Annotated in this window: 19 protein-coding genes; 6 read left to right on the top strand and 13 right to left on the bottom strand. The window is 24.4% G+C overall.

Features of this window, described 5'->3' with window-relative positions; translation table 4 throughout:
- Window positions 1-91: 91 nt before the first annotated feature.
- The 3 genes from AACL24_RS08040 to AACL24_RS08030 form a co-directional block, all read right to left on the bottom strand.
- The gene (locus tag AACL24_RS08040) at window positions 92-499 is read right to left on the bottom strand and encodes a transposase family protein (RefSeq protein ID WP_339045908.1); all 408 of its coding nucleotides are present in this window, start codon (window positions 497-499) and stop codon (window positions 92-94) included.
- Between the two features lie 149 nt (window positions 500-648).
- Window positions 649-783, bottom strand: a complete 135-nt coding sequence (locus tag AACL24_RS08035; protein ID WP_339045991.1) for a hypothetical protein — start codon at window positions 781-783, stop codon at window positions 649-651.
- Between the two features lie 9 nt (window positions 784-792).
- Entirely contained in the window at window positions 793-945 is a 153-nt protein-coding gene (locus AACL24_RS08030) for a hypothetical protein (RefSeq protein WP_339045989.1), read from the bottom strand.
- A 171-nt stretch (window positions 946-1,116) separates the two neighbouring features.
- On the opposite strand from AACL24_RS08030, the gene AACL24_RS08025 reads away from it, so the two are divergent.
- The 6 genes from AACL24_RS08025 (at window position 1,117) to AACL24_RS08000 (ending at window position 6,590) form a co-directional block, all read left to right on the top strand.
- Complete coding sequence (locus AACL24_RS08025; protein WP_339045987.1) at window positions 1,117-1,380, top strand: hypothetical protein; 264 nt, start codon at window positions 1,117-1,119, stop codon at window positions 1,378-1,380.
- Between the two features lie 384 nt (window positions 1,381-1,764).
- Window positions 1,765-2,472, top strand: a complete 708-nt coding sequence (locus AACL24_RS08020; protein ID WP_339045985.1) for an MFS transporter — start codon at window positions 1,765-1,767, stop codon at window positions 2,470-2,472.
- Between the two features lie 190 nt (window positions 2,473-2,662).
- A complete protein-coding gene (gene ptsP, locus AACL24_RS08015; protein WP_422398089.1) occupies window positions 2,663-4,387 on the top strand; it encodes a phosphoenolpyruvate--protein phosphotransferase in 1,725 nt (574 codons plus the stop codon).
- 84 nt (window positions 4,388-4,471) lie between these two features.
- Window positions 4,472-4,981, top strand: coding sequence for a PTS glucose transporter subunit IIA (locus AACL24_RS08010; RefSeq protein ID WP_339045981.1), 510 nt, complete (start codon window positions 4,472-4,474; stop codon window positions 4,979-4,981).
- A 76-nt stretch (window positions 4,982-5,057) separates the two neighbouring features.
- Complete coding sequence (locus tag AACL24_RS08005; RefSeq protein ID WP_339045979.1) at window positions 5,058-6,020, top strand: alpha/beta hydrolase; 963 nt, start codon at window positions 5,058-5,060, stop codon at window positions 6,018-6,020.
- Window positions 6,021-6,365: 345 nt separating this feature from the next.
- Window positions 6,366-6,590: a hypothetical protein gene (locus AACL24_RS08000; protein ID WP_339045977.1), complete on the top strand. Its 225-nt coding sequence runs from the start codon at window positions 6,366-6,368 to the stop codon at window positions 6,588-6,590.
- A gap of 26 nt (window positions 6,591-6,616) precedes the next feature.
- On the opposite strand, the gene AACL24_RS07995 is transcribed toward AACL24_RS08000, so the two are convergent.
- The 10 genes from AACL24_RS07995 to AACL24_RS07950 form a co-directional block, all read right to left on the bottom strand.
- Window positions 6,617-7,855: an IS256 family transposase gene (locus AACL24_RS07995; RefSeq protein WP_339049422.1), complete on the bottom strand. Its 1,239-nt coding sequence runs from the start codon at window positions 7,853-7,855 to the stop codon at window positions 6,617-6,619.
- Window positions 7,856-7,879: 24 nt separating this feature from the next.
- Window positions 7,880-8,242 (bottom strand): hypothetical protein, encoded by a 363-nt coding sequence (locus tag AACL24_RS07990; protein ID WP_339045975.1) that lies wholly within the window; start codon window positions 8,240-8,242, stop codon window positions 7,880-7,882.
- Window positions 8,243-8,248: 6 nt separating this feature from the next.
- Entirely contained in the window at window positions 8,249-9,187 is a 939-nt protein-coding gene (locus tag AACL24_RS07985; protein ID WP_339045973.1) for an ATP-binding protein, read from the bottom strand.
- A 43-nt stretch (window positions 9,188-9,230) separates the two neighbouring features.
- Entirely contained in the window at window positions 9,231-9,455 is a 225-nt protein-coding gene (locus AACL24_RS07980; protein WP_339045971.1) for a hypothetical protein, read from the bottom strand.
- A gap of 78 nt (window positions 9,456-9,533) precedes the next feature.
- The gene (locus AACL24_RS07975) at window positions 9,534-11,369 is read right to left on the bottom strand and encodes an ABC transporter ATP-binding protein (protein WP_339045969.1); all 1,836 of its coding nucleotides are present in this window, start codon (window positions 11,367-11,369) and stop codon (window positions 9,534-9,536) included.
- A 38-nt stretch (window positions 11,370-11,407) separates the two neighbouring features.
- Window positions 11,408-11,962: a hypothetical protein gene (locus tag AACL24_RS07970; protein ID WP_338987405.1), complete on the bottom strand. Its 555-nt coding sequence runs from the start codon at window positions 11,960-11,962 to the stop codon at window positions 11,408-11,410.
- Window positions 11,955-12,677, bottom strand: coding sequence for a DNA-methyltransferase (locus AACL24_RS07965; RefSeq protein WP_422397952.1), 723 nt, complete (start codon window positions 12,675-12,677; stop codon window positions 11,955-11,957). Before AACL24_RS07965 ends, AACL24_RS07970 begins: the two co-directional genes overlap by 8 nt.
- Window positions 12,678-12,931: 254 nt before the next feature.
- Window positions 12,932-14,029, bottom strand: a complete 1,098-nt coding sequence (locus tag AACL24_RS07960) for a nicotinate-nucleotide adenylyltransferase (protein ID WP_338987402.1) — start codon at window positions 14,027-14,029, stop codon at window positions 12,932-12,934.
- Window positions 14,029-14,928, bottom strand: coding sequence for a deoxyribonuclease IV (locus AACL24_RS07955; protein ID WP_339045964.1), 900 nt, complete (start codon window positions 14,926-14,928; stop codon window positions 14,029-14,031). The genes AACL24_RS07960 and AACL24_RS07955 overlap by 1 nt, the downstream gene beginning before the upstream one ends.
- 19 nt (window positions 14,929-14,947) lie before the next feature.
- Window positions 14,948-16,306 carry a DEAD/DEAH box helicase gene (locus tag AACL24_RS07950; protein WP_339045962.1) on the bottom strand — a complete coding sequence of 453 codons (1,359 nt, stop codon included), beginning with the start codon at window positions 16,304-16,306 and terminating at the stop codon, window positions 14,948-14,950.
- Window positions 16,307-16,368 lie beyond the last annotated feature (62 nt).

Below are 16,368 nucleotides of genomic sequence, written 5' to 3'. Positions count from 1 at the left end.
AGTTTACATTTTAAACAAAAAATTGTTAATAATATTTTTATATTAACTCGATAAAAATTTAAATTTTAAAAAAATATTTTTAATATTTTTTTTATTTTAATGGTTTTATTTTATTAAAAATTTCACAAAGTAAGTTAAATCTTAAGTACATAAGTCTAAATTTAGATTTTCTACATTTATTTACTAAAATTTTGAATCTTTTCAATCAAGCAAAGACATGTTCAACTTTAATTCTAATTTTAGATACAATCTTATTGTATTTTCTTTCTTGTTTAGTTAATTTTTTATTTTTAGTTCTTTTAATTGGTATTATTGTATTTTTATAAATATTTTGTATACCTTGATATCCTAAATCACCAATAATTATTGTTTTTTCTGAAAATTCAAGATTTGAATTTTTTAATATTTGAAAATCATGCACTTTACCATTATCAGCAAAAATATCAACAATTTTTTTATTAAAAAAATCATATACAATTTGAAATTTTATAGAATACATTCAACTTTTACCAGAAAAATATTCTAACTGTAGTTTTTTTTAGTTGGTCTTTCAATTTCAATCTCAGTTGAATCAATTAAATAAAATTGAAATTCATTTGAATTTTCTTGTTTTTTATCAATTTTTAATTTATATCTTTCTTTTAAAAATTAGTAATCTTTGTGGTTACTAAGTTTATTTTCTACTCAAGTAATATTTCGAAAACAACTTGATGGGCTCATTTTAGATTTAATACTCATTTGAAAAAAAGTATAATATTCTTTTCAGTATAATAAAGTCATCATTAATCTTTCTTATACTGAAAGTTTATTTTTTCGACCTTTATTTTTTTCTAATTTTTCTATTTCAATTAATTTTTCTAACATTTCATTAAAATGAAAACGTTTTATACCAAAATATCTATAAAATTCTTCATTTTTTAATTTTTTTAAATTTTCAAAAATCATTTTTATCAACACTTTTCTAAATTTATTGTTAATAACAAAATTATAAAATAAATTTTAAAATTATTAATTGACTTTTAAAAAATTTAATTACGGAATATGTCTAATATTAATTTATATACTAATATTGAGGATTATAATAAAGTAGTATTTTCACGTCGTAGAACAAAGAAAATGATTAAAAGAGGTATTATGCCTCCAAGTTATAGTGGTGAAGCAATGGCTATGACTTTATTTTTTCCTAGACACTGGTTAAAAAGGTATAATTCACGTGCTTTACATTATGTGCATGAACTTAAAAGTGAATTGTCATCTAAGAAATACCTTAAAGAAGCAAGTAGTATTGATATGACTTATAGTGATATTAAATCTGCTGGTTTGGATAAATTAGATAATATATTAAAAAAGAAAGATAAACCTAAAAATAAAGATAAATAAAAATAATTATAGTCCCAGTGAACCTACTGGGACTATAATTTGGGTGAGCCACGTAGTGGCGAGGGACGTAGTCCCTATATACTTGATAGGTTAGGACTAAACAATTTGAGAAGGGGATAAATAAATTATTAGTACATTTTATAAAACTGTTTAATAAATAAATGTAAATGAATTTTAAAAGGTGTAGAGTTAATATTTATTTATGGTATTTCAAAAAAATAGTTTGGTAGAGAGTTATTTTTTAATTTTTAATATTATTTATTTTTCCACAAAAACAAAAATTGTAAAAACCTATGTGTTAAAGTATGTTTATATTAAGTTTTTAAGAGCAGGTTATTTGGGTTACTATAATTTATGCATCCTTTTAGAAGGAGAGTAAAAAAAATGTCTGTTTTTAATAGACTTGCATGTGTTTTTAAGCCACCTGCAAAAAAAGAAATTTTTAGTGAAGACTTAAAGCAAGTTAATAAAAAATTTATTATTTTACGTAATCAAGTTTTTGGTTTTAGCATTTTATCATATATTCTTTACTACTTTACTCGTCAAGCGTATACAGTAGCGGGTTCTGCTTTAGAAAGCAATGGTAGCATAACTAAAATGGAGTATGCTTTAATGGGAACAATTTTTGCCGTTGTTTATGGTGTTGCTAAATTTATTGTTGGAAATGTTGCTGACCGTAGTTCAGGAAGAGTAATCATGATTTTTGGATTATTTGTTTCTTCTATTTTAAATATTATTATGGGTGGTGTAGTTGCTTTTGCTGGAACTAAAATTAGTGTTGGCCCATTTGTAATGATGTTGAGTTTGATTGCGATGTTAGCTGTTTTCCAAGGCATGGGCTGACCAGCTACAGCTAGACTATTTTCTCATTGATTTACTGATAAAGAACGTTCGGGACGTATTGGAATTTGAAACTCAGGACAAAATATTGGTGCTGCTTTATTACCGGTTGTTGTTATTTCTTTAGTAACATTACTTGATCCGGGTGGAACAATTTATGGTTTATATTTTTGAATTCCTAGTATTTTTGCTTTAGCTATGATTCCATTATGTTTATGAGGATTGCGTGATCGCCCTGAAGCAGAAATATAGTGAAAAGATTCCTACTTTTAATGAAATTAAAAGTAGGAATTAACATATATGAAAAATATTTAAAAATATTAAAATCATTTTTATTTACAAAAAGTTTAAATTATAATAAATATTTTATACAATATTTCATTTTTTTTATTATAATTTAGTAGACTATTAATAAACATATTTTATAAGGAGTGAAATATATATAATGTTAAAAATGAAAGGTATTGGTGCTAGTAATGGCATTGCTCTAGCCAAAGCATTAATTTTAAAACATGAAACTATCAAAACTAATCCTAAAAAAATTGATGAAAAAGAAATAGAAGGAGAAGTTAAAAAGTTACATGATGCCTTAAAAATAGCAGGTGATGAAATTAAACAACTCATCCAAAATACAACAAAAACTTTAGGTGAAGAAAAAGCCGCTGTTTTTGAAGCTCATTTTTTAGTAACAACTGATCCAATATTAATTGAAGATACTGAAAAGTTAATTAAAGAAGAAAAATATAATGCTGCTAATGCTTTAGAAAGTACTGCTAATAAAGCAATTGCAACATTTCAATCAATAGATGATGATTATTTTCGTGAACGTGCTGCTGATGTTATTGATGTTCGTGATCGAATTTTACGTAAAATTTTAAATATTAAAACTATTGATTTAAGTGCAATTAAAGAAGAAACAATTATTGTTAGTCATGATCTAACACCTTCAGAAACAAGTCAATTGAATCCTAAATTTGTTAAAGGATTTTTATGTGATATTGGTGGTAGAACTTCTCATGCAGCAATTATGGCTCGTAGTCTTGGTATTCCAGCGGTTCTTGGATTAAAAAATGTTACTACAAAAGTAAAAAATAATCAATTTTGTGTATTAGATGGTAATACTGGTGAAATTGAAATTGATTTAAATAGTAGTGAAAAAAATAAATGAGTTGCTAAACAAAACGCATGAATTGAAGAACAAAAAGAATTATTAGTATTTAAAGGTAAATTAACTAAAACCAGTGATAATCATGAAGTAAAGTTAGAAGCAAATATTGGTTCACCTAAAGATATGATTAAAGCAATTGAATATGATGCACAAGGAGTAGGACTTTTTAGAAGTGAATTTCTTTATATGGAAAGTAGTGATTTTCCAAGTGAAGATATTCAATTTGAAGAATATAAAAAAGTATTGTCTGCTACTAAACATAAAGTTGTTATTAGAACTTTAGATATTGGTGGTGATAAAGAATTATCATATTTAGATTTACCAAAAGAAATGAATCCTTTCCTTGGTTATCGTGCCATTCGTTTGTGTTTAGATTGTAAAGATATTTTTAAAACTCAATTACGTGCTTTAATTCGTGCTTCAGCTTTTGGTAAATTAGCTATTATGTTTCCAATGATTGCCACTGTCGAAGAATTTAAAGCAGCTAAAGCATTATATGAAACTTGCAAAAAAGAATTGATTAAAGAAAAAGTTAAAGTTAGTGATGATATTCAAGTTGGAATGATGATTGAAATTCCAGCAGCAGCAGTTAATGCCGAAACATTTGCTAAATATGCAGATTTCTTTTCAATTGGAACTAATGATTTAATTCAATATAGTTTAGCCGCTGATCGTATGTCAGAAAAAGTGTCTTATTTATATCAACCATATCATCCATCAATTTTACGTTTGATTAAGATGACAATTGATGGTGGACATAAATATAATCGTCCTGTTGCCATGTGTGGTGAAATGGCTGGTGATAAAATTGCTGTTCCACTACTAGTTGGTCTAGGGCTAGATGAATTTTCAATGTCTGCATCTAGTGTTTTAGAAACTAGAAAAATTATTAGTACTTTAAATAAAAAGGATACAGAAATATTAGCATCAAAAGCATTACAATGTGAAACCAATGAAGAAGTTAAATCATTAGTAGAAAAATTTTTATCAAAAAAATAAAAATATTATTTATTTTTAAAGTTACATTATTTAATGTTAAAATTATAAACATCTAATTTACATAATTTTGAGGAGAATCGACATATGTTTTTCAAGAAAAAAAAACAATTACCTTTATTAATTTATGCGCCAGTTACTGGTAAAGTTATTAACCTTAGTAAAGTTGAAGATCCAGTATTTGCTCAGGAAATGTTAGGGACTGGTTTTGCTATTATTCCTGAATATAAAGATAAAGATGGAGTTGAATTTGTATCACCATTTGATGGAAAATTAGCAACAGTATTTAATACAGGACATGCTTATGGTATTAAAGATGTAAATACAGGTATTGAATGTTTAGTTCATATTGGTATTGATACTGTTGAATTAGCTGGTAAGGGCTTTGATATTAAAGTTGAACAAGGTAAACCAATTAAAAAATCAGAAGTAATGGTAGTTGCTAATTTACAAGAAGTTAAGAATAAAGGTAAAAAAGTAACAACACCAATTGTTTTCACTAATGAAACAATGGAAGGTTATGTTGTAAAGCAAGTAGTAAAAGATGATGAACAAGTAACGGTTGCTCAATTAATTGCTGAAGTCACTAAGAAATAAATATTTTTATTAAAACAAAATTAATTTGATAAAATATTAGTAAGTATTTATATATTATTGGAGGGTATCATTTATTATGGATAATTTTTGGCAACATTATTGATGAGCAGCACTTATTGTAGTTTTAGCTATGTTAATAATACTTTATATTTTATATAGAATTTATCAAATTTTCCATATTGATTATCACTGAGAACTGAATCGTCATTTTCCACAATGAAGTAATGAGGGAATCATTACTAGGGATAACTATTTTTTACATACTGAATTTAAATTTGTTGATATTAGTAAATATATTATTATTGGTATTCATGGTATGGGTGCCTCTTTAACAGACTTTAAAACAGCTGCTAAGTTTTTTACTAAACATGGTATTTCATTTTTAAGTTTTGATCAACGAGGTTGAGGAGAAAATGAAAAATGAAAATATCATACTTTAGGAACAACTATTAATGATATTAAAGATATTATAACGGTTTTGAATGAACGTTATCCTAATAAAAAAATTTTATTAATTGGTGAATCATTAGGTTCGGCATTAACAGCATTAGCAATTAAAAGATTACCAAAAATGATTGATGGTGCAATTTTAACTAATTTTGTTACTAAGAAACAAATATTTAAAATAAAACCTTCATTAGTTTGTCATGCAATTTGAGGATTTCTATTTTATAAACATCATCCATTACCTATTACTTTTGATATGGAAACAATTTCTATTAACTCTAATTATATTAAAAAAGGGAAAATTAGAGCAATGACTAATATGAAATTTACATTATTATTTTCTTTACAAGCACAAAAATTAAGTAAACAAGTACCAAAAAATCTTAATAATGCTAAATGTCCGGTTTTGATTGTTCAATCTGCAAAAGATATATTTGCCGATTTTGATAAAATTGAAAAAAATAATAAACGTTGAAGACAGGGGATAACTTATAGTTTTTATGAAGAAGGTAATCATGCAATTTTAAATGAACCCAATATTAATATTATTTTAGAAGATGTTTTAACTTGAATAGAAAAAGAACATATATAATGATTATTTATGTTATTAGATCAAAAAAATAATTAGAAAATTTAAAAATAGTAAATAATAGTTGATTGAGTAATTTTTACTTTATAGTTATAATAGTATTTATAATTTAATAATTATTCATACCTAGTATAGTTAAATTACTATACTAGGCTTTATTAAATTAAAATTATATGTGAAAAGGAAGATAAAAATTATGAATATTATTGCAGATCAAAAAGAATTAATGAATAGAATTGAAGGTTTATTAGAAGAAATTAAAAATAAAATTGAAGTAGAAAGAAGAATTGATAAAACTAAAAAGAAATATTAGGTGATATTTCAGATTCTGTAGGTACTCCTGCCTATATGCAAACAGCTGGACTAGAACAATATATTAAACAACAATTAAACGAGGAGAAGTCAAAAACAAATCCTAATATTAAACAATTAATGTCAATTATGTCAGAACTTAATGAAGTAAAAGAAAAAATAGATGTCACAGGTCAAGAGTATAATTGACGTAATGCTAGAAAATATCAAACATCTAATAATCCTGAATTTTTAAAAAGAATTAAAGAGGTTTTTATGTAATCTGTGTATCTTTGTTTTACAAAGTACTAGTTTAGATTAATTCTATCTTCAAATTTTATCATAAAATGAGCAATTGCTGTATTTCAATTTTGAATGGGCATTGTTCATTTTTTTGTTATATTTTCAATTGCTAAATAAAATATTTTAAAAACTGCCATATCATTAGGAAAAACTTTTTTATTTCTGATAACTTTTCGTAATTGACTATTTACAGATTCAATAGCATTTGTTGTATAAATAACTCTTTTGATTTCTGTAAGATAACTAATAAAAACCATTAAATTATCTCAATTTTTATATCAAGATTTAGCAATTTGAGGATATTGTTTATTTCACTTATTTTCAAAGGATTCTAAAGCCTGCATTGCTTGTTCTTCACTACATGCAGTATAAATTGGTTTTAAATCTGCAACTAGAGATTTTCTATGCTTATATGAGACATATTTCAAACTATTTCTAATTTGATGAACTATGCATAATTGATGTTCTGTTTTAAGATAAACTGATTGTATTGCTTCTGACATGCCTGTTAAATTATCACTGCAGGCAATAAGAATATCATTTAAGCCACGATTTTTCATTTCTGTTAAATTTGCTAATCAAAATTTAGCACCTTCATTTTCACTAATTCATAAACCTAAAACATCTTTTTTACCTTCTAAATCAACTCCTAAAGCTATATAAACTGATTTATTAATAATCCTTTTATCTTGTCGTACTTTCACTACTATGCAATCAAAATAAACAATCGGATAGACACTTTCTAATGGTCGATTTTGCCATGCTTTTACATCATCAATAACATCATCAGTAATTTGACTAATAACACTTTCACTAATATCAGCACCATGATATAACTCTTGTAATTGCATTCTAATATCTGATAATGTCATACCTTTTGCATATAAAGAAAGAACTTGTTGATCAAAACCATCAAATCTTCTTTGTCTTTTTGCAACTATTATAGGATTAAAATTACTATTGCGATCTCGTGGTACATCAATCTCAATTTTACCTTGTTGAGTTATTATTTTTTTTGAACTTATACCATTACGAGCATTGTCACTATTACTATGTTGATTCTTTTCATATCCCAAATAATTTTGCATCTCAGAATTCAACATTTTTTCTACTAATCTTTTTGTTAATTCTTTATACAATCCTCCCTCTTTAAAAACTGTTGTTAAATCTTCAGTATTTTCTAATAATAAATCTACTGCTTTTGATATTGGATCATTATTATTAATATTTTGCTTTTTAGCCATCTGTAACTCACTCTTTCTAGTCATTTAATTATATTTACTAGAATTAATTAAACATAGTTGTTTTTGTAAGTTACACAGATTACTAAACATTACCTTATTTTCATGTTGAACATTTTTTTGATTATCATTGTCTTTTCAAATACAAATATAAGAAAATTTGCTTTTAATACCTCTAGCAATTAAAAAGTTAATAGTTTTTTTAATGTCTGTAATTTGATTTGCTTCTCTTTTAATAAATTTGATTTCATTAAATGGGATGTAACTTGGTTTTTTAATTTTAATATGTTCATTTAATTGTTTAAAATAAGTTTCTTCATTTAAGTTTTTAGTTTTTCCCTCATAACATATTATTAATAATGCCTGACAATTAATAATTTTATTACTCATCTGTACTTAGTATTTTTTAGTAAATCTATTATATATTTCATCAATACTATCACTGTCAGGGTGAGAATTAATAATTTCTAATATATAATTTTTTGAAAATAATTTATCATTTCTTTTAATTCCATAATTTTCAGAGTTGCTTAATTTTTCAAAATTATTATTTTGATTATATAAACTAACGTTAATACAATTATTATGTATTTTAGCTATATCAAAAATATAAGGATTATGTGTAGTAAATAGAAGTTGCGAATTGTTAGGATTATTTTGATTATAATAAAATATTCTTAATATTGTGTCAATAATTCTTGGATGAAACGAATTTTCAATTTCATCAATAATATATATTTTATTTTTATCATTATTCATAATTCTGGGCATTAAATAAAGAAATCTTTTTGTTCCCTCCGATATATTTTCAAATGGTACTTTTATTTCTTTATTGTTTTTATCTTTGACAATTGCAATAATATCATCATCATAACCATGATATTGTAAATCAATAATATTTGGATCAACAGCCTTAATTAGGATTTTTAAATTTTTTAATTCTTGTTTACTTTTGTCATTTTTAGATTTAAAAATTTTCTTTAAATTATGTGTAAGATGATGGTGTTCATAAACTCCAAAAACATTATCAAAAATTTCAATATTTTTTATAAATAAAAATAAGTTATTTATTAAATTAACTTCTTTTTCTTCAAATTTAAAAGTTATTTTTTCCTCATATTCAGAAATAGTTGCTACTCTTCATAATAAACAATAATCTTTATAATTTTCAAAAATAGTTTTTCATTCTGTAACTTCATTATTAATTTTTTCAAAAATAAATAATTTTTCTTTAATTAATTTGAAATGATCACTAAATTCTAAATCATGTTTTAATAAATTATTATTAATTATATATTCAAAACTAAATAGTTTTTTTTCTTTTCAAACCCACATATATTTTTTATAGTATTTTTATTAATTTCAAATTTATTAGTAACTATTTTCTTATATATATATATATTGGATCTAAAAAAGAAGATTTACCAGTTGCATTACCGCCAATAATACCAGCTAAATTAAATGTATATAAAATATTAGTATTAGTTAATTTATGTGTTATAGTAACATTTTTATTTTTATTAGCTATATTTTTATGAGTATAGTATTCTATTTCTGCATTTGTTAAACTTTTAAAACCTTTAATTTTAATTTTAGTTAACATATACTTTCTCCTTTTTAATTTATGTTACAGAAATATAGTAACATAAATTAAATAAATGTAAAGTTAAATATTAAAATTTTACCCCATAATTCCAGCTTCATATAAATGTTTAAAGTGACCTTCTTTAACTTTTAATTCATCAAAAGTACCAACTTGAACTAAACCTTTTTCTTTTTCTAAAACTAAAATCTTATCAACAGTTTTAATTGTTGATAAACGATGGGCAATAATAATACTAGTACGACCAATCATTAATTTATTAAATTGTGCTTGTATTTCCTTTTCGACAATATTATCTAAGGCACTAGTAGCTTCATCTAAAATTAATAGTTCTGGATTTTTTAAAAAGATACGAGCAATAGCTACTCTTTGTTTTTGCCCACCAGATAAGTTAATCCCACGTTCACCTAAAATTGTATTATAACCATTAGGTAATTGTTCAATGTAATCATGTAAGTTAGCTTTACTTGCAGCAATTTTGATTTCTTCTAAAGTTGCTCCTTGCTTAGTATAACTAATGTTTTCGGCAAATGTGCCAAATAAAATTTGTGGATCTTGTTCAATATAGCCAATATGATGTAAGTATTGTGCTAAGTCAATATCACGTAAATCAGTATTATTATTAATTAAAATTCTTCCTTTAGCGGGGTCATAGTAACGTAGTAATAACTTAGAAATAGTAGTTTTTCCGACACCAGTTGCACCAACAATAGCATAACTTTTACCTTTTTCAAAAGTGAAAGAGAAGTTATTTAAAATTCAGTCTTCTTTTTCATCATAGCGGAAATTAACATTTTCAAAAATAATATCACTAGTAATTTGTTTTACTGGTAAGGCTTTTTCTTTATTAACTATTTTTGGTTTAATATTAAGAATTTCATTAACTCTTAAAATTGAAGTTGATGTTTTAGCTCAATTACCTAAGAATTGAATACTTTGAATAACTGGGAAAATTAAAGTGTTGACTGCTAATAAAAAAGCAATTAGTGTTGGAACACTAATGATGTGTTTACTTACAAACATGAAACCAGCAACTAAACCAACAATGTTAATTCCTGTTAGCAATGTAATTAGTAATGCTCTAGTAAAACTTTCAAAAGTAATAGTTTTTTTTGCTGCTTGGTAATATTTAAGATGTTCATTAGAAAATCTTTTATTTTCACTTTTTTCTGTAGCATTACTTTTAATTAAAGTAATAGTATTTATTCGATCAGTAATATCAGCATTAACTTCAGTGTAAACTTTTCTTCATTTATAGTTTAAATAACGAATAATTTGAACATTTAATACTGATATTATTAAAATTAATAAAACAATACCTAAAACAATTAATGATAATTGTCAATTTAAAGAAAAAATAACGTAAATTGAACCAAAAAAAGTCACAATTGAACTAAGCATAGTTAAAGGAATAGATTGCATATTTTCACCAATAACACTAGTATCACTAATTAGTTTTGTTAAAGTGTCACCAATTTTGCGGTCTTCATAATATGACATATCTAAATCTAGTAAATGTTTTAAAACTTTATTTCGATATTCAATTTCAACTTTAACACCAATGATGCTTCCTGTTAAATTACGAAAGTACATAAATAATCCTGATGCAATTTGTAAACTAATTAAAATATAAGCTAAAGTAGTAATTTTTTCTCATTGAAAACCATCGGGGGTAGCTAAAAAATTATTAGTAATTTTAGGAATAATCACTGAAATTATTGAAGAAGCAATAGTGGTTAGTATTGCAATTAGATAAAGTAGTGGATATTTTTTAAAGTATTTAATAACTGCGCTTAAGAAACCACTTTTTTTTATTTTTAATTCATTATAATCAGTCACGCTTTTTTTTATTTTTGCTGTTGTTTTTTCTTTTGTCGGCGAAGCAGTAATTTTTGTTTTATTTTTTTTGGACATAATATTTGATCTCCTTATTAATAATTTATTTTTATTTGTTATAGTGGTAAACCCAATTCTTTTAATGGAATATAATTAAAAAAATAACGACAATTACTATCTATTATATAATTTAAAGTATCTTTATATTCTGGTTTTTTAAATCAATCACTTAATAAATATCAGTATTCAATTTTGCAATTTAATATTGATAAAAGTTTTTGTCATTGTTTTCTTTTAAAATCACAAGTTTGTAGTTTTTCATCAACACTTCCAGCAACATTTTGTGTTTTAATTTCAATAATGAAAAAAGTATTATTCTTATATACAAAAATACTGTCATCTGGTAGTAATTTTTTTGATAAAAAGTAATTTCAGTTTAAATTGTGGTGTTTTTCTAAATAAACATAGATTGCATGTTTTTTGAAAATATTAGCAACATGTTCTCCCATATAAAACAATTCAAATGCATCATTTCTTTTTAAATTGTGGATTCCAATCATATTTTTAATTTCATAATTTTCCTGTTTTTTAAAAAATGAATATAACTCTTTTTCTCCTTCAAAAGCGAGACCAGTTTTTGTATTTGCACCACCGATTCCATTTTTAACCATTATTATCATCCAATCTTTTTTTTGCTAGATTAAAATATTCAATATTATTTTCAATTCCTATGAAATTTCTATTGTGCATTTTACATGCAAGACCAGTTGTGCCACTACCCATAAACGGATCTAAGACAATATCATTTTCATTAGTACAAGCAATTATAATTCTTTTTAAAAGATCTAATGGTTTTTGTGAAGGATGTTTACCATAAATTTTTTCAAATGGTTTAGGGGTAGTTATTGCTCAAACACTTCGCATTTGCTTATCTTCATTCTTAAAATTATCTTCTTCTCATTTAGAATATTTCATATCTTTGTAATTAAAAACATGTTTAGAATTACTATCTTTTTTTGCTCATATTAATGTTTCATGACTAGCAGTAAAATTTCTACAACCAATATTAGGTGTACAATTAGGTTTGTATCAAGCTATGTCATTAAGAATGTGAAAATTTAGTTCTTGTAAAATAAAACCACAAATGTAAATAGAATGATAAGTTCCAGTAATTATTAAAGTTCCATTTGGTTTTAAAATTCTTTTGCATTCTTTAATTCATTTTTGATGAAATTTATAATTTTCAATAAAACCTTTACTTTTATCTCATTCACCTTTATTAACAGATGTTCTTTTGCCAGCGTTAACACTATAACCATCATTTGATAAAAAATAAGGTGGATCGATAAATATAAAATCAACTAATTCATTTTTCATTTTTTTCATTTCAATAAAACTATCTCCAAAAATAAGATTTATTTTTTTAACTTTATTTGAATTTGAATTATCTATTTTAAGTTTAACTGTTTTTCCATTTTTGGTTTCTAATTCTTTACTCACTAAACTCATTATTAGTACTCCTTAGTTACAATTATTTGTTTATATTATTACAATACTATTTAGTTTATTAAACTTCCCTTTTCTTTAATATTATATATTAAATAATTAATAAATAAGTATTTTACTATAGATACTATTTATTAATTTTTATTACTTCACGTTTCATATATTGTTAAAAACTTATTATTTAATGGTTTTTTTTGTTCTATTAAATGCTTTTTTAAAATTTCTAGATAGTATTTAAAAGCAACAGTTAAATCTTGAAAGGCAAGTTTTCTTAATTCTTCAACATAATAATGGTTACGTTCAATTGATATTTTATCTGCTAATAATACTATTAATTCTAAAGGTTTCATTTCAGTTGCACCAGTAGTATGTTTAGCAATTGCATGAAGAACTAAATCATCATGGTACTGATAATGATTTTTTAAATACAATGCTGCTACATAACCATGTCAAATTGGAAATGGTTCTTGTAAAAATTCTTTATTATATTTTGTTAAAAATTTAGTCATTTTATTTTTACTTCATTGTTTGCAAAGGTCATGATAAGTGCCTGCAATTAGGGCTTTATTAGCATCTTCGTTATAATGAATTGCTAATTTAACAGCCATTTTACCAACATTAATACAATGTTCAGTTCTATTGTTATCTAAATTTGCTTTTAAACGCTCATAACTATATATTAAATTATTGTTAATATAATCATTAATTTTTATATCAATTTGATTAATAATTTCACCATTTCTAATTTTGGCAGAGCTAATATCACTACTTGGTCGAACTACTAAATTTTGACACTTGTATTTTGACATTAGTTCTAATGTTTTACGATAATGAGGGCGATTAACAACAATAATTTTAACTAAATTAATTAACTGTTCAATTCCTTGTCATTTATTTAAGGTATATAAATTATCAGAACCGATAATAAAAAAGAATTTGTGATTTGGATAGTTTTCAATAAAGTAGTTAATAGTATTAATAGTATAACTAGGTTGTTTACTTGTTAGTTCATAATCATTTAATTTTATTCAAGAATAGTTTTTAATAACTAAATTAATCATATCGACTCTTTGTTGATCGCTGGCACTGACACTGTCTTTTAACGGATTTTGTTTTGTTGGTAAAATTCAAACTTCATCAAGTGAAAGTTTATGATAAGCTGTATTTGCAATATTTAAATGTTGATTATGAAATGGATCAAAAGTTCCACCAAAAATACCAATTCTTTTCATTATTTGCTAGTTCCTAATGATTCTAAAATTTCTTTATTATATTTTTTTGTTCTTATCATTTTAATTTCATGTAAATAAGGTGGATGTCCATTAATTCATGGCGTTTCTAAAATTTTTATTTTAGTAAGCAACAATGGATGATAAATAATGTTAATTAAAGTTTGACAACCAAGGTAACCCATTCCTAAGTTAGCATGACGATCTTTATGAGCATTGATTGGGTTTTTAGAATCATTAACATGAATAACTAATAATTTATCTAATCCAATAAGTTGATCAAATTGTTGTATTACTTGTTCTAAATTATTATTAAGATCATAACCAGCATCAGATAAGTGACAAGTATCTCAACAAACACCAATTAGTTCGGGTCTTTTTACATTATTAATAATATATTGAAGTTGTTCAAAAGTAGTTCCTACTTCACTACCTTTTCCTGACATTGTTTCCAAAGCAATTTTTACAGTTTGTTTTTCTAAACATGCTGCATTTAGTCCTTTAACAATTTGATCTAAAGCAGTTTGTGGTAAAGCACCAACAGCGCTACCTGGATGTAAAACCAAAGTTTTAATGCCAATATCTTGACAGCGAATTATTTCTTGTCGTAAGAAATCTACTGCTAATTGATAAGTACTTTTGTTAATACTATTAGCCAGATTAATAATATAAGGAGCATGGACAATAAGATTATTAATATTAATATTTTTTTCAATTAGTTTTTCTGTAAATTCTTTAATAAATAATGCTTTGGTTGGTTTACGAATTGTATTTTGTGGAGCACCTGTATAAAACATAAACGTATTGGCATTATAACTTAGAGCTTCTTCAAGAGCACCTAATAAATATTTTGGTGCTTTCATTGAAACATGAGATCCAATAATTAATTTGTCATTTTCCATCTTGCTTCCTCTTTCATTATTAATTTTCATCAAAAAGTTTTTTTCTTCTTGCAATTGCTTGTGTTTTTTTAATTTTCTTAATTGATGCTTTAATGTGTTGTTTTCTTGTTTCTTTTTTTATTGCTTCTAAATCTTTATTAAATTTTTTCTTATAACCAGGAGTTACATTTTTATTTTTTTTAAAGCGATTAATAACATATTGTTCTTCTTTATTTCTTTCTATTTTTCGTTTATGAGCAATGATGTTGTCATTAGTAATTTCTGGTATTAACTTATTATCTTTAATTTTATAGTATTCTATTGGAACGTTTAAATTTTTTAACTTATGAATAGTAGAATTATCACTCTTATCATAAAATACATAAGAAATACCTGAATAGTTAGCTCGTCCTGTTCGCCCTGCTCGATGAAAATAATATTCTATATTATTTGTCGGTAATTGTAAAGAGATAACATGAGATACTCCTTCAATATCAATACCACGTGCTGCGATATCTGAACAAACAACATATTGATATTCAAAATTTTTAATACGTTTAAAAGTTTGAGAACGTTCTCGTGCTGGTAATCCACCATGTAAGATTGCTACTTTTTTATTTTCTTCAATTAAGACGTTTGCAATTTCTTCAATATTTTCTTTGTTATTAACAAAAATTAAACATAAATAAGGATCAAACATTGTTAATAATGATTGTAGTTGTTTTTTACTATCTTGATGATGACGATTAATAAAAATATGTTGAATTTTTTGAGATTTATTATCAATACTAATTGTAGTAGCATTAGTAATATATTTTTTTAATCAAGTAACTAGTTGGGGTAATATTGTTGCTGAAAAAGTCATAATTTGAGTATTTTTATTCATTTTAGTAATTAAAAAATCTAAATCTTTCATGAATCCCATATCAAATAACATATCACATTCATCAATAACTAAAGTGTTAGTAGTAGTAATTGCTAACATATTAAGTTCATATAAACGTTTTAATCTAGTTGGAGTACCAATTACAATTTGTGGTTGATTATTACTTAAATTATTACTTTGACGAATAATATCTTTGCCACCCACTAAACAAGCAATGCTAATATTTTGATCTTTGATTAAAGCTTTTAAAAAATTGAACGTTTGTTGAGCAAGTTCACGAGTAGGTGTAATAATAACTGCTTGTGTTACTTTAAAAGTAACATTACAATTATTTAAAATTGGAATTAAATAAGTATGAGTTTTACCACTACCAGTAGCACTTTTAATAATTAAGTTTTTATTAGTTAATGCTAAAGGAATGATTTCAGTTTGGACTGGTGTTGGATTAATTAGTTTTTCTTTTTTTAAATTTTCAATTAGTCATGGTTGTAAATTAAATTGTTGAAATGACATACGTTCACCTTTTTCTTTAATGCAATATTAATATTTTATCTTATTTTTACTAAGTTCTTTAA

The sequence above is a fragment of the Spiroplasma endosymbiont of Colias croceus genome (assembly GCF_964020095.1).
Lineage (GTDB): Bacteria > Bacillota_I > Bacilli_A > Mycoplasmatales > VBWQ01 > Spiroplasma_E.
Note: the sequence above shows the minus strand (reverse complement) of the source record. Positions and strands in the feature narration are given on the sequence as shown.